Origin of the sequence: Polynucleobacter sphagniphilus, from assembly GCF_029892205.1 — a bacterium.
Classification (GTDB): domain Bacteria; phylum Pseudomonadota; class Gammaproteobacteria; order Burkholderiales; family Burkholderiaceae; genus Polynucleobacter; species Polynucleobacter sphagniphilus.
This window is the reverse complement of sequence record NZ_JARXVX010000003.1, coordinates 86,175-100,289: the sequence shown is the minus strand read 5'-3', so window position 1 is coordinate 100,289 and position 14,115 is coordinate 86,175. Positions and strand designations below refer to the sequence as shown.

Genomic DNA, 14,115 nt, shown 5'->3' with positions numbered 1-14,115 from the left:
TTTATCAGGTGGTAAGCTATACAAATGATCTATCAATTTCGCTCCAAAGCGGGTCCAGACGTCATTATGTTGGCTGATCTATCCCAACGAATATTTGATATCTTGGGTCGCCCGCTTGAATCTCGGGGAATCCTGACTACAGAACAATTGCCTAGTTTGATTCATATGCTAGAGACCGCCATTCTGAAGGATTTAGAGGATCGCGCCCAAATTAATACAGCAGAAGAGCCTGGAAGCACAAAACCGAAGCTCGCCGATCGATTGGGTCAGCGAGCTTACCCTTTTTTGGAGTTGATGAAGCAAGCCAATTCCATGGGCGAACCCGTCATGTGGGGCGTTTAATCTAAAGAGCTGGAAAGCTGACGGCGTACATTCTCAACAGAATCACCGCGCCGCTGGGCTAAATCCTCGAGCTGATCAGGGGAGATTTTGCCCACATTGAAGTAACGGGCATCCGGGTGTGCCAAATAGAAACCACTCACGCTAGAAGCAGGATTCATAGCCATTGATTCTGTCAATGTCATACCAATATCCTCAGAACCTATGACACGCAATAAATCCTCCTTAACCTCATGTGCCGGGCAAGCTGGATAGCCAGGCGCCGGACGAATACCACGGTACTCTTCATTGATCATTTGATCGTTGGTCAACATCTCATCCGTGGCATATCCCCACAAATCAGTGCGCACACGATGGTGCATGAGCTCAGCGAACGCTTCAGCCAAGCGATCAGCCAAGGCTTTCAACATAATTGCACTGTAGTCATCATGCTTGGCTTGAAACTCAGCGACTTTTTTCTCAACACCATGACCAGTAGTCACAGCAAAGCAACCTAAGTAGTCGGCCACACCAGAATCCTTTGGTGCAACGTAATCCGCTAGGCAGCGATTGGGTCGACGTAAGCCATCTACCACAGGGCGCTCAGCCTGTTGACGCAGGTTATGCCACACGAAAAGAGGGTGTTCACGCGACTCATCGCTATATAAAACAATATCGTCACCTACTGCATTAGCAGGATAGAAAGCGACTACAGCATCAGCTTGCAGCCATTGACCTTTAATCAATTTGTCGAGCAAGACTTGCGCATCTTCAAATACTTTGCGAGCTTCAACTCCAACTACTTCGTCATTTAAGATAGCTGGGAATTTCCCCGCTAAATCCCAAGTCTGGAAAAAAGGGGTCCAGTCGATGTATTTTGCGATATCACTTAAGGCAAAGTTCTTAAATAAGCGACGACCAATAAATTTTGGCTTCGCGGGTACATAAGATGCCCAATCAATTAGCTCACGATTTTTGCGAGCCGCCTCCAATGAGATGGTTGGCGCCGCCTTTTTATTCGCATGCTGCTCACGAATGCGTACATAGTCATCACGCAGCTCTTGAATAAACTTCTTAGCACTCTCATCCGAAAGCAAGCTAGAGGCTACCGATACCGAACGTGAGGCATCAGGCACGTAAACCACTGGTCCATCATAGTGCGGAGCAATTTTTACAGCGGTATGCACACGTGAAGTCGTTGCGCCACCAATCATTAATGGAATCTGACGCTCACGGAAATAATCATCACGCTGCATCTCTTGCGCAACATAAGTCATCTCTTCTAAAGATGGAGTGATTAAACCGGAGAGACCGACAATATCCGCCTTCTCTTCTTTGGCACGCTTGAGAATTTCTGCGCAAGGCACCATCACACCCATATTAGCCACTTCAAAGTTATTACATTGCAGTACAACAGTCACAATATTTTTACCAATATCATGGACGTCGCCCTTCACAGTCGCCATCACAATTTTGCCCTTGGCTTTTGCCTCACCACCGGCTGCAATGTGTAGGCGCTTTTCTTCTTCAATGTAAGGAATGAGTAAGGCTACTGCCTGCTTCATCACGCGCGCACTCTTAACTACTTGAGGCAAGAACATTTTTCCAGCGCCAAATAAGTCGCCGACGACATTCATGCCATCCATGAGTGGGCCTTCGATTACCTCAATTGGTCGACCGCCCGCACCCATGATTTGGGCACGCAACTCCTCGGTATCTTCTTCAATAAAGCTTGTAATGCCGTGAACGAGTGCGTGGGTTAAACGTTCACGCACAGGCGCTTCGCGCCAAACCAAATTCTCCACTTGCTTTGCACCACCACCTTTAAATTGATCAGCAATTTCAAGCAGACGCTCAGTAGGGGTTTTACCTTCTTTTTCTTTAAAGCGATTGAGAACGACGTCTTCTACGCGCTCACGTAGCTCTGGATCAAGATCAGCATACACACCCAACTGGCCAGCATTCACAATACCCATATCCATGCCTGCTTGGATAGCGTGGTACAGGAATACGGTGTGTATTGCTTCGCGCACGCGATCATTGCCGCGGAATGAGAAACTCACATTCGATACGCCGCCACTGACCTTTGCACCGGGGAGATTTTCTTTAATCCAACGCGTTGCATTAATAAAATCTACTGCGTAGTTATCGTGCTCTTCAATGCCTGTAGCAATCGCAAAAATATTCGGATCAAAAATAATATCTTCGGCCGGAAAACCAATCTCATTCACCAGCACTTTGTAACAACGCTGACAGATTTCTGTTTTACGCTCAAAGGTATCGGCTTGACCCTGCTCATCAAAAGCCATCACTACTGAAGCAGCGCCGTACCGACGGATCAAGCGTGCTTGTTTTCTGAAGGGTTCTTCACCCTCTTTCAGAGAAATCGAATTAACAATGGGTTTGCCTTGAATGCATTTAAGACCTGCTTCAATGACGCTCCATTTAGAAGAGTCAATCATGATGGGCACACGCGCAATATCTGGCTCAGAGGCAATGAGATTTAAGAAGCGAACCATCGCCGCCTCTGAATCTAACATGGCTTCATCCATATTGATGTCAATTACCTGCGCACCATTTTCAACTTGCTGGCGAGCAACAGCCAATGCCTCGTCAAATTGATTATTGAGAATCATGCGCGCAAACGCTTTAGAACCAGTGACATTGGTACGCTCACCAATATTCACAAAGCCTACGTCTGCTGTCACATTAAATGGCTCTAAGCCCGACAACTTCATTGCAGGCATTACTTTTTTATCGCTCATACTGCAGTCTCAGTAGCTTCGCGGTAAAAAGCGCGTGGCTTTCTTTTTGCAACAGCATTGGCTATTGCGCGAATGTGATCGGGGGTTGTACCGCAGCAGCCACCCACCAAGTTAACCAAGCCATCCTTAGCAAATCCATCAACTAAGCTTGAAGTAATGTCTGGCGTTTCATCAAAGCCGGTATCACTCATGGGGTTAGGCAGGCCAGCATTGGGGTAGCAGGAAACGGCTGCATCGCATATGCGCGCTAACTCGGCAATGTAAGGGCGCATGAGAGCAGCGCCCAAAGCACAGTTCAAACCAAATGTCAGGGGCTTAATATGACGCAAGCTATTCCAAAACGCCTCTACAGTTTGCCCCGAAAGAATGCGTCCCGAAGCATCGGTCACCGTTCCAGAAATCATGACAGGCAAACGCTCGCCAGTTTCCTCAAAGAATTCATCCAAAGCAAATAGAGCGGCCTTGGCATTCAAAGTATCAAAAATTGTTTCCACTAAAAACAGGTCAACGCCACCTGCAAATAAACCTTCAATTTGTTCGCGGTAAGATGCTCGCAGCGCATCGAATGTGATGTTGCGTGCGCCTGGGTCGTTCACGTCCGGAGAAATGCTGGCGGTCTTCGGCGTTGGCCCAATAGCGCCAGCCGCAAAACGAGGCTTATCAGGCGTACTATATTTATCGCAGGCAGCGCGCGCCAATTTAGCAGAAACTTCATTCATCTCGCGCGCTAAACCAGCCATCTTGTAATCCTCTTGCGCTACTGAGGTCGCACCAAAAGTATTGGTTTCAATGATGTCTGCGCCAGCATCCAAGTACTGCTCATGAATGGTGCTAATAATCTGTGGCTGAGTTAATACCAATAACTCATTGTTTCCTTTGATATCGCCCGGGTGATCACTAAAACGTGTCTTAGCAGGCTGGCCACGATAATCTGCCTCTGTTAGCTTGTATTGCTGAATCATGGTCCCCATTGCCCCGTCCAATATGAGGATACGTTGCTTTAAAAGCTCGGGAAGCGCCTGACCGCGCGTATAGCGCTGGGATAAACCATTAGATTGCATTTTTTACCGGGATAACTCTCTAGAATCCCTTATTCTATTGGTAAATGCCACTCTTTATCTAACCGGAGTCTATATGTTTGGAACCATTCCAGAATTCAATCAAAGCATGGACATGCTAAAGACCATGTGGGGGCAAACGGCCGCAGGCCAAATGCCCGGGCAATTTCCCTTCACTACCGATGCCTCTAAGGCGGCAGGTGGGTTTGGAGCCGCTTTTCCTGGATTAGACGTAGACGAGCTCGAAAAGCGCATTAAAGACCTGAAAAGCGTCGAAAACTGGCTGAGCATGAACCTGAACATTCTCAAGTCAACCATTCAGGGGCTAGAAGTTCAGCATGCCACCATGATGGCGCTTAAATCATTTGGGGAAGCTGTATCTGCTGCAGGAGCTGCTGCTACGGGAACTTCTGAGGGTGCAAGCACCAAGGCGAAGAAGCCTACCGCACGCAAAACCGCAACACGCCGTCGTCGCAAAGCTGGCGATCCAACTTTCCTCGACGAAGTAGGTAATTCAGATGAGCAATAGCCTCGCCCATGGCAAAGGTCATTTGGTGAATATCTAATTCCCGCTTAAATAAAACCGGCACTATCTCACGAGCAGTTGCCGGTTTTTTGCAGGCGCTCATAGTATCGGCCAAGCGTTCATCGTGGTGCGTCTTTAGCTGAGCAATACGAGGCTTCATCCCGATAAATGGCTTGCCATGAGAAGGTAGGACTAAAGTGTCGTCAGGCAGGGGTAAATAGCGCTCCAAGGAATCGAGATATAAGCCGAGGGGATCACCATCCGGATCGGCGTCATACACGCTCACATTCGTTGATATTCGCGGCAACAACATGTCCCCAGAAATCAATACCCCGAGAGCCTGGCAATACAAGCTGGCGTGCTCAGGAGCATGACCATAACCCATGATGACTTGCCAAGCATGACCGCCGATAGCAATCATTTCACCATCCATGATGCGGCGGTATTGCCGTGGCACCCCAGGGACCATCTTGCTATAGTAATTTGCCCGCCCACGTATTTTTTCTAAGTCTTCTGGGGCATTTAATCCATGACGCTGAAAATGATCAGCCGAGCCGCCACTTCCGGCTCGAGCGCCTATGGCGGCGCCACCTTCTTTATGACTCAACCATTGCGCCGTTAAATAATCGGTCATGGAGATCCACAATGGGGCCTTCAACCGCTCACAGAGCCACTGAGCTAGGCCAATATGATCTGGGTGCATATGCGTCACAAGGACACGTAGCACCGGCAAACCTTCTAATTGGCTAGCAAATACAGTCTCCCAAGCCAACTGCGTTTCTTCGTTTGCAATACCGCAATCGACTATCGTCCAGCCAGATACACCATCGATAGAGTCACGCAAAAGCCATAAATTAATATGATCTAAGGCAAAAGGAAGTCGCATTCTCAGCCAACGCACTCCAGGAGCGACCTCAACCGTTGACCCCAATTCAGGTAATACATCACCTAAGGGATAATGAATAGCACTTTGAGAATCTGACTGATTTTTTGTATTCATATTTTTGATCTTAGGCTTGTCTTGATAACAGTTCCATCACCTTGCATTAATTGGTGCGACATCGATCCTTTAAATGGGTATTGTCGTGGATGCTATCGTACCCTGAATGAAATCGCCGCTTGGTCTGAGCTCACTAATGAAGACAAGCTCAAAGTTTGGGAGCAACTTCATGCTCGCAAACCTGAGCAAGCTTCTTAGAAGCCTATTGATTTACATCTACAATCACGCGCCCACGCACATTGCCCGCCATTAATTGGTCGGCATAAGTAATCGCATCTTGCAACGAAATTTCTTTAGAGATTTCATCTAAGGTATTGAGATCAACCAATTGACTTAATTGCTCATAAGCAGCAATGCGTTTTGCACGTGGCACCGTCACGCTATTGATGCCATACAGCGTTACACCACGCAAAATAAAAGGCGCGACCGATGATGGGAAATCCATGCCTTGCGCTAAACCACATGCGGCTACGGCACCATCGCTCTTGGTTTGGGCACAGGCATTTGCCAAGGTATGACTTCCTACGCTATCAACTACCGCTGCCCAGCGCTCTTTAGCGAGGGGCTTGCCTGGTGCGGACAGGGAAGCACGATCAATGATTTCATTGGCGCCTAATTTTTTCAAATAGTCTGCCTCATCAAGGCGTCCAGTGCTAGCCACAACAGTAAAACCAAGTTTGCTCAAAAGACTGACCGCAAAGCTGCCAACGCCACCGGCTGCGCCAGTAACCAATACTTCACCATCACTAGGCTTAGTTCCGTGTTTTTGTAGAGCCATAATGCACAGCATGGCGGTATAGCCTGCAGTACCAATGGCTAAGGCTTGTTTAGCAGTAAAACCCTTTGGAAGCGGAATGAGCCAATCAGCCCTCACGCTGGCACGCTGCGCCAAACCACCCCAATGACCTTCGCCCACACCCCAGCCGTTTAACAAGACCAGATCCCCGACCTTAAAGTCAGGAGTGGCGCTTTCAGTGACGCAGCCCGCGAAATCAATGCCTGGCACCATTGGAAAGCTACGCACTACTGGACCTTTGCCAGTAATGGCCAGACCGTCTTTGTAGTTCAAGGTCGAATAGAGAACATCTACCTTCACCTCACCTGCAGGGAGAGCAGCCTCTTCAAGCTGTTGGAGCTGTGCACGATAGCCCTGCTCATCTTTATTAATTACGATTGCTTTAAACATGTCACTTCCTTTTGTAAGCGTGTGTAGCCTCACAACAAATACTTAATAGGTTTATTCTAAGGAGCATTGTTGCCTAAAGAGGTTTCTGTGAAAAAAATTCTACTATTAACCGCAATTTCTGGCTTGGGTTTCGCCTTTTCCCACGCAGAATGCACTACAAGCCCACTCATCAAATAATGACGCCTTTTACATCGCAAGAATTACGCAAGGGATTTGCCTCTTTCGCAACCGGAGTGACGGTCATTACCTGCTTAGATGCGCAGGATCAATCGCACGGAATCACCATTAGCTCCTTTAATACAGTCTCACTCGAGCCGCCTCTCATTTTGTGGAGCCTAAAGAAGCACTCGCGCTTAATGCCTTTTTTTGAAGTTGGGCATAAGCAGTTGATTCATGTGCTTGAGCGCTCACAAGAAGCGCTGGCAATGCATTTTGCAACCGTGAAAGAAAATCAGTTCGTCAATATCGCCCACCAACGCGCAGCAAGCGGCTTAAATCAAATTGATGGTTGTGTGGCTTATTACGAATGTGAGACCGTCTCCGTCCATTTGGGCGGCGATCACAACATCATTGTGGCAAAGGTCTTGAATTTAAAAAATGATCCGGAGAAAGAACCCCTTATATTTGCGCGCAGCAAATTTGTGGGACTCAATCCAATGGATCTTAAAACCGCTTAAAAAGGAAATTCAAATGCGCTTATGGGGTAGAAAAAATTCTATTAATGTCCAAAAGATTCTGTGGACTCTTTTGGAGCTAGGCTTTGAAGAAGGTAAGGATTTCGAGCGCATCGACGCAGGCCTACAGTTTGGAAAAAATAACAGCCCTGAATTTCTAAAGCTCAATCCCAATGGTCTAGTACCCGTATTGGAAGATGAGGGCATCGCCCTGTGGGAGTCCAATACCATCATGCGCTATTTGGCGCGAACACATGATAAGCAAGGCCGTTTCCCAACTGACATTAACAGTCAGTATCAATCTGAAAAATGGATGGATTGGCAATTAAATGCGATGTGGCCAGACTTGAGACAGTCATTTTTGGGGCTGACACGCACTGCGCAAGCCGATAGAAACTACCCAGCAATACGTCAACAATTCCAAAATTCAAACAAACACTTTAGTGTGCTCGATCAGGCACTAGAAACTCAACAGTACTGCGCGGGTGAACGCTTTCATCTAGGTGATATTGTCCTTGCCCTATGCGTGCACCGCTGGATTTTATTAAATGAAACCTTCCCCGAAGAAACTGGTCCACGCACTCCATTAAAAAATATTGATGCCTGGATGGAGCGCATGAATAACAATACTCACTTTAATGAGTTTGCTGACAAGCAACTCAATATCGTCACGAAATAGTTTCTTACTCTTGCGTAAATTTCCTAGCGTGGTGATCGGCGCCAATAAATAGATACATTGCAGGCACCACGAATAAAGTAAATAGAGTACCAATAGATAAACCGGTAAAGATCACGATACCCATTGACTGACGCCCTGCTGCACCCGCCCCAGAGGCGACGACCAAGGGCAATACGCCCAATACCATTGCAGCAGTTGTCATTAGGATGGGTCTGAGACGAACACTGCTTGCCTCAATAATTGCATCTAACTTACTGCGCCCTGCGAGTTGTAATTCATTTGCAAATTCGACAATCAAAATTCCGTGCTTACTAATTAAACCCATTAACGTGACCAGACCTACCTGCGTATACACGTTTAAGGTGGTGAATCCCAGATTGATAAAGATCAGAGCACCAAACAATGCCAGTGGTACTGATACCAAAATCACAATCGGATCACGGAAACTTTCAAATTGAGCTGCGAGTACCAAGAACACGATCAGAATCGCAAAGAACATGGTTACTAAAAATCCGCCTGACTCTGCCATGAACTGGCGGGAAGGTCCTGCATAGTCCATGGTGTAGCCGCTTGGCGCAACTTCTTTTAAGGTCTGGCGCATAAACTCCAACAAATCCGCCTGCGAAATAAATGGCGTACTCACCCCAGAAATCGTTGCTGAATTCAATTGCTGAAAGTGATTAATCGACTCTGGAACTACTTTTTGCTTAATCGTGGCAAAAGTGCGCGCCTGAATCATCGCACCACTCGGCGTACGAATGTAATAGTCCAAGATTTGATCGGGATTTAATCGATCCACCTGTTTTACTTGTGGAATCACGCGATAAGACCTACCTGCAACGGCAAAATAATTAACGTAGCCACCACCCAATGCATTGGTAAGTGCGGCACCCACTTGTTGCTGGGTCATACCGAGCGCTGCAACTTTGTCACGATCAATTACCAAGACATCTTGCGGTTTATCAATCTTTAAATCTGAATCGACAAAAAAGAAATTGCCGCTGCGGCGCGCTTTATCCAATACCTGCTGCGCTACTTCATTGAGTAATTCATAAGACTCCGTACTATTAATAACCACTTGCACTGGTAAGCCTTGTGCGCCAGGTAAAGCAGGAAATTGAAATGCCGCCACCCTAGCGCCAGCAATCGAATTCCACTTATTCTGCATATCCTGCTGGAACGAAGTGGCGCCACGCTTACGCTCACCCCAGTCCTTGAGAATCACACCGCCGAAGCTGGTAGTAGGGCTGGTGATTTGGAAAATTTGCTGATACTCAGGTTCAGCAGCCGCAATTTGATAAATCTGATCGGCATACATTTGCATCTGGTTGACGGTACTATTCGGTGGCCCAGAAGCTTGCATCAACACAATGCCTTGATCTTCTGTTGGAGCAAGTTCAGCGCGCGCAGTTGCATAGAGATAAGCAACACCGCCCAAAAGCAATACACCCATCACAATAATGACTTGCCAGGTGCTCAATAGGTTACGTAAAGTGGCCTGATAACTATGATGGACTCTGTCAAAGATGTGATCAATCTTTTGTACAAAAGGAGACGCCTCTTGAGCTTCAGTAAAAATACGGGAGCACATCATTGGGGAGAGCGTTAGCGCAATTAAGCCTGAAACAGCAACAGCACTGGCTAATGTAAAAGCAAACTCAGTAAACAAAGCGCCTGTTAAGCCGCCCTGGAAACCAATAGGTATGTACACCGCAATAAGCACTACCGTCATCGCTAAGATTGGGCCGCCTAATTCACGAGCGGCAATCAAAGAGGCTTCTAGGGGTGACTTCCCCTCTTTCATATGGCGGTCAACGTTCTCCACCACAATAATGGCATCGTCTACGACTAATCCAATGGCAAGCACCAAAGCCAACAGGGTCAGCAAATTAATCGAGTAGCCCAGCATCTGCATTAAAAAGAAAGTGCCAATCAATGAGAGGGGCATAGCAATGACAGGCACTGCAACTGCACGATAGCTACCCAAGAAAAGGTAAATCACCACCGTCACAATCAATAGTGCTTCGAGTAGGGTATGAATGACTTCACTAATCGAGCTAGTGATAAATTGAGTGGAGTCATAAACCACTTTGCCAGTCATGCCAACTGGGAGTTGCCTCTGAATATCTGGTATCACCTTGCGGACTCGCTCAGCAACATCTAATAAGTTAGCCTGCGGCGCTACCTTAATACCTATAAAAACAGATTGCTTGCCACTAAAAGCGACATTGGTGTTGTAGTCCTCTGAACCCAGACTCACACTAGCGACTTGCTCCAAATGAACAATGTTGATGCCATCTTGCTTCACAATGAGCTTACGGAATTCTTCTAATGTGTGTAGATCGGTACCCGCAACCAAGTCGACGGCAACCATGTCTCCTTTGGTACTTCCAACGGCAGAAATGTAGTTGTTAGCAGCCATTGCGTTATATACATCATCAGCCGCAATACCTAATCCAGCCATCTTTTCACGATCTAGCCAAGCTCGTAAAGCAAATTTTCTGCCGCCAATAATTTCAGCATTCTGCACGCCCTCAACTGAATCAAGCTTAGGCTTTACAACACGGAGTAAGTAATCGGTAATTGCATTACTGGGCAAGTTCTCACTATCAAAGCCCATGTACATGGCATCAGTAGACTGACCCATTTGTACCGTCAAGATTGGCTGTTGGGCTTGCACTGGAAGTTGATTCTTGACAGCACTAATTTGTGTCTGAATTTGCGTTAAGGCCGCATTTGAATCGTAGTTCAACTTGAGTGTTGCAACAATAGTTGAGACGCCACTCACGCTTGTAGAAGAAAGGTAATCAATCCCCTGCGCTTGAGAAACTGAAGCCTCCAGTGGTTGAGTAATAAAGCCTGCAATCGTTTCTGGATCAGCGCCGTAATAGGCGGTTGTTATCGTCACTACTGCGTTCTGAGTTTGCGGATATTGATTGATTGGCAAGGAGCCAATCGCCTTCAAGCCAAACACCAATACCAGCGCGCTCACAACCAGTGATAACACTGGCTTACGAATAAATAGGTCGGTCCATTTCATTGGGGACTTATTCCTGTGGCTTTGGATTAGGAGAGTTAGCGGGCAATACGGTATTGTTAATAATTAAAGGGGTACCATTTTTTAATTTAAGCTGTCCACTGGTCACTACCGTGTCGCCCTCTTGCAAGCCCTTCAAAATAGCAACCTGATCACCCCGGGTAGAACCAGTGGTTACAAATACTTGTTGAGCTTCTAATACAGGCTTACCTTCTTTATCTTTCTTATCCGTTGCTTTCGCAATAAATACCGTAGAGCCATATGGGTTATAGGTCACCGCTGTCTGGGGGAGAGTCAATAACTTGGTTTCTTGGCCGACTTTGATATTTACGTTTGCAAACATCCCGGGCAAAATTTTCTTATCCGGATTGGCCAATTGGGCTTCAATCTGAATATTACGAGTATTGGTATCCACCTTTGGACTAACTGCTGTGATCTTGCCAGTGAAGGTAGCATCCTTAAATGCATCGGTCGTCACGATAATGTCTTGCCCAACTGCAATTTGCTCGGCATTGCTTTGTGGCAGTGTGAAATCTAGAAAAATAGGATCTAGTGTTTGCAGGGTCATCAACTTATCGCCAGGATTGACATATTGACCTGGATTAATGGTCACAATACCAACGCGTCCACTAAAAGGTGCCTTTAAGGTCTTTTTAGCGACTAAGGCAGCTTGCTGCTCCACTTGCGCTTGCTTAGACTGGGCGTCTGCTTTGCTGGTGTCATAGACATTCTTGCTAATCGCTTGAATTGCCAATTGCTGACGATCTCGCTCATTAATCACTTTCGCTAAATCAGCCAAAGCCTTTAAAGAATGTAGCTGGGCAACATCAGACGCATCATTTAATTTAATTAAGAGGTCTCCTTCTTGCACATCTTGACCTGATTTCACCGCCACTGTTTGCACCAAACCACCAAGCTCAGTACTTAATTCAACCCCCCTAAAAGCGCGTACATTTGCCACGCTAGTTAAATTAGGCTGCCATAGGGTAGAAGTAATATCCATCGTCGATACAGTTGCTGGGGGTAAGCCAGCCCCCGAGATGAATTTCTTAATCATGTAGCTCTTAAACTGGTTGAAACCAAAAATAAGGCCAAGCAACAAACAGACACAGCAGAGCATGATGATCATGCGACGACGCAGGGGATTCATCTCCTGTAATTTTGCATAGGCCCGAGTTGTTTTAAACCATGCACGTAAACGCATCTTCTGTCCAAGATAGCCAAAAACTGCTTTTATCTTTAGCCACACCGCAACCAGGGTGGAATTAATTTTCTCGAGGAGTGTCATTTGAGTTCTTACTTAATCCGTTAGTGAGATCGGCATTACTTAAAGAATTACTTTCGCTATGCGCTTGGAACGCTGGAGCTTCACGATTCCACCAACCACCTCCCAATGCGGCAAAGAGAGCCGCTGTATCTGAGAAGCGGGTTGCTTGTGCTTGAATCGATTTAATTTTGGCTTGCTGGTACTGGCTTTGGTAATACAAAACTGCTAGGTAGCTTTGGGTCCCCAACTTATATTGCTGCTGCACCAAGTCCAATGTTTCATAGGCATAACGCTCTGCATTGGAGGCGGCCTTCAATGACCTTGCGCCCGTATCTAAGGCACGCAAAGCATCAGCCACTTCTTTAAACGCATTTAATACTGTGGCCTGGTATTGATATACCGCCTGATCATAATTAGCCATTGCACCGCGACGTTGTGCCTGCAGTTGGCCGCCCTGGAACAGGGGTTGGAAGAGCCCGCCACCAACACTCCACAGCGCTGCACCCGGGCCAAAAAGTGCGCCCGTTGTCAAAGCCTCAGAACCCATGGCAGCTGTTAAATTCACCTGCGGTAATAAATTAGCAGTCGCCACACCCACTAGTGCATTAGTGGATTTAAGCTGGGCTTCAGCAGCCCGAATGTCAGGTCGCTGACGCACTAAATTCGATGGCAAAGAGAGTGGCAGCTTACTCGGTAAATTGAGGGTGCTTAGATTGAATGCCGCAATGTCTGCATTACCAGGAAGCTCCCCGGTATAAATTGCCAATTGATTGCGCGTAATTGATAGATTTTTCTCGTAGCCAATTAAATCACCTTGCGTGTTAGCTACTAATGCTTGTTGCGAAGTGACGTCAACCTTAGACACGGTTCCTATTTGCAATTGCTGCTCAGTAAGCTCAGCCAAGTTTTCTTGAGCCTTCAAAATTTCATCTGTAGCCTTCAATTGCGCCTCAAGCGCTGCCTCACGAATGGCTGAGGCAACTATATTCGAGGTGAGAGATAAGTACGCCGCTTCTAACTGAAATTGTTGGTACTCGGCTTGAGCTCGAGCGCTCTCAACTGTGCGGCGTGCACCACCAAACACGTCTAACTTATAGCTCACGTTAACCGTAGTGTTATATAAGTTATAAATATTGCTCCCATTCCCGGGCAGGCCAAAAGCAGCATTGGGTGTTTGTTGGCGACTACCGTTTGCCCCCAATCCTACGGCAGGAAAGTATTGACCGCCAATTTGTGCATTGACGTTTTCTTGAGCAGAGCGCAGTGCAGCATCAGCAGCACCTAGGGTTGGATTCTGCTGCAGAGCTTTTTTAATGAGGGCATTTAATTGGGGTGACTTGTAAAGCTCCCACCACTGCGCCGAAATATCAGCGTCCTTCACAAACTCTTGCGGTGTGCCTCCAGGGACATCTGGCACGGTAGCTAATTTTTCAGAAACGGGTGTTTTAGTAAATCCCACCACTTTAGGCACATCTGGCTGTTTAAAGTCTGGGCCAACTGCGCACGCACTCAATGCCGCCGCCATTAAGGGCAGAAGCAAATGCAATCTAGGGAAGCTCTTTAAAAAAAACATGAAGTGTTTCAATACCCTCTTTCTACAGCAGA

12 protein-coding genes are annotated in these 14,115 nt (G+C 46.9%); 5 read left to right on the top strand and 7 right to left on the bottom strand.

Annotated features, from left to right (window positions below; genetic code table 11):
* Positions 1-24 precede the first annotated feature (24 nt).
* A complete protein-coding gene (locus M2125_RS07325) occupies positions 25-342 on the top strand; it encodes a DUF1840 domain-containing protein (RefSeq protein WP_076024385.1) in 318 nt (105 codons plus the stop codon).
* Here M2125_RS07325 and metH read toward each other — a convergent pair.
* Together metH and M2125_RS07315 are read right to left on the bottom strand one after the other, a co-directional pair.
* The gene (gene metH / locus M2125_RS07320; protein WP_076024386.1) at positions 339-3,083 is read right to left on the bottom strand and encodes a methionine synthase; all 2,745 of its coding nucleotides are present in this window, start codon (positions 3,081-3,083) and stop codon (positions 339-341) included. The genes M2125_RS07325 and metH overlap by 4 nt on opposite strands.
* Entirely contained in the window at positions 3,080-4,144 is a 1,065-nt protein-coding gene (locus M2125_RS07315) for a homocysteine S-methyltransferase family protein (RefSeq protein WP_280742784.1), read from the bottom strand. Before M2125_RS07315 ends, metH begins: the two co-directional genes overlap by 4 nt.
* Positions 4,145-4,217: 73 nt before the next feature.
* Between M2125_RS07315 and M2125_RS07310 the strand changes: the two genes are divergently transcribed.
* Entirely contained in the window at positions 4,218-4,670 is a 453-nt protein-coding gene (locus M2125_RS07310; RefSeq protein ID WP_076024388.1) for a PhaM family polyhydroxyalkanoate granule multifunctional regulatory protein, read from the top strand.
* Here M2125_RS07310 and M2125_RS07305 read toward each other — a convergent pair.
* Positions 4,582-5,667 (bottom strand): MBL fold metallo-hydrolase, encoded by a 1,086-nt coding sequence (locus M2125_RS07305; protein ID WP_076024389.1) that lies wholly within the window; start codon positions 5,665-5,667, stop codon positions 4,582-4,584. The genes M2125_RS07310 and M2125_RS07305 overlap by 89 nt on opposite strands.
* 21 nt (positions 5,668-5,688) lie before the next feature.
* Between M2125_RS07305 and M2125_RS07300 the strand changes: the two genes are divergently transcribed.
* Entirely contained in the window at positions 5,689-5,865 is a 177-nt protein-coding gene (locus M2125_RS07300; protein WP_083657578.1) for a DUF1289 domain-containing protein, read from the top strand.
* A gap of 4 nt (positions 5,866-5,869) precedes the next feature.
* Here the strand turns inward: M2125_RS07300 and acuI are convergent, their stop codons facing one another.
* On the bottom strand, positions 5,870-6,853 hold the full coding sequence (gene acuI, locus M2125_RS07295; protein WP_277541840.1) for an acrylyl-CoA reductase (NADPH): 984 nt from the start codon (positions 6,851-6,853) through the stop codon (positions 5,870-5,872).
* 176 nt (positions 6,854-7,029) lie between these two features.
* Here acuI and M2125_RS07290 point away from each other — a divergent pair, with 176 nt between their 5' ends.
* Both M2125_RS07290 and M2125_RS07285 read left to right on the top strand, forming a co-directional pair.
* A complete protein-coding gene (locus tag M2125_RS07290; RefSeq protein WP_076024392.1) occupies positions 7,030-7,530 on the top strand; it encodes a flavin reductase family protein in 501 nt (166 codons plus the stop codon).
* A 13-nt stretch (positions 7,531-7,543) separates the two neighbouring features.
* Positions 7,544-8,206: a glutathione S-transferase family protein gene (locus M2125_RS07285; RefSeq protein WP_076024393.1), complete on the top strand. Its 663-nt coding sequence runs from the start codon at positions 7,544-7,546 to the stop codon at positions 8,204-8,206.
* Between the two features lie 4 nt (positions 8,207-8,210).
* Here M2125_RS07285 and M2125_RS07280 read toward each other — a convergent pair whose 3' ends face one another.
* From M2125_RS07280 to M2125_RS07270, 3 genes are all read right to left on the bottom strand, one after another.
* Entirely contained in the window at positions 8,211-11,246 is a 3,036-nt protein-coding gene (locus M2125_RS07280; protein ID WP_280741630.1) for an efflux RND transporter permease subunit, read from the bottom strand.
* Positions 11,247-11,253: 7 nt separating this feature from the next.
* On the bottom strand, positions 11,254-12,393 hold the full coding sequence (locus tag M2125_RS07275; RefSeq protein WP_280741682.1) for an efflux RND transporter periplasmic adaptor subunit: 1,140 nt from the start codon (positions 12,391-12,393) through the stop codon (positions 11,254-11,256).
* 115 nt (positions 12,394-12,508) lie between these two features.
* Positions 12,509-14,083, bottom strand: coding sequence for an efflux transporter outer membrane subunit (locus M2125_RS07270; RefSeq protein ID WP_277541836.1), 1,575 nt, complete (start codon positions 14,081-14,083; stop codon positions 12,509-12,511).
* Positions 14,084-14,115 lie beyond the last annotated feature (32 nt).

Excerpts from the sequence above, each read along its gene's own strand:
- M2125_RS07325 (WP_076024385.1), top strand. The coding sequence starts at position 25 with ATGATCTATCAATTTCGCTCCAAAGCGGGTCCAGACGTCATTATGTTG.
- metH (WP_076024386.1), bottom strand. The coding sequence starts at position 3,083 with ATGAGCGATAAAAAAGTAATGCCTGCAATGAAGTTGTCGGGCTTAGAG.
- M2125_RS07315 (WP_280742784.1), bottom strand. The coding sequence starts at position 4,144 with ATGCAATCTAATGGTTTATCCCAGCGCTATACGCGCGGTCAGGCGCTT.
- M2125_RS07310 (WP_076024388.1), top strand. The coding sequence starts at position 4,218 with ATGTTTGGAACCATTCCAGAATTCAATCAAAGCATGGACATGCTAAAG.
- M2125_RS07305 (WP_076024389.1), bottom strand. The coding sequence starts at position 5,667 with ATGAATACAAAAAATCAGTCAGATTCTCAAAGTGCTATTCATTATCCC.
- acuI (WP_277541840.1), bottom strand. The coding sequence starts at position 6,853 with ATGTTTAAAGCAATCGTAATTAATAAAGATGAGCAGGGCTATCGTGCA.
- M2125_RS07290 (WP_076024392.1), top strand. The coding sequence starts at position 7,030 with ATGACGCCTTTTACATCGCAAGAATTACGCAAGGGATTTGCCTCTTTC.
- M2125_RS07285 (WP_076024393.1), top strand. The coding sequence starts at position 7,544 with ATGCGCTTATGGGGTAGAAAAAATTCTATTAATGTCCAAAAGATTCTG.
- M2125_RS07280 (WP_280741630.1), bottom strand. The coding sequence starts at position 11,246 with ATGAAATGGACCGACCTATTTATTCGTAAGCCAGTGTTATCACTGGTT.
- M2125_RS07275 (WP_280741682.1), bottom strand. The coding sequence starts at position 12,393 with ATGAATCCCCTGCGTCGTCGCATGATCATCATGCTCTGCTGTGTCTGT.
- M2125_RS07270 (WP_277541836.1), bottom strand. The coding sequence starts at position 14,083 with ATGTTTTTTTTAAAGAGCTTCCCTAGATTGCATTTGCTTCTGCCCTTA.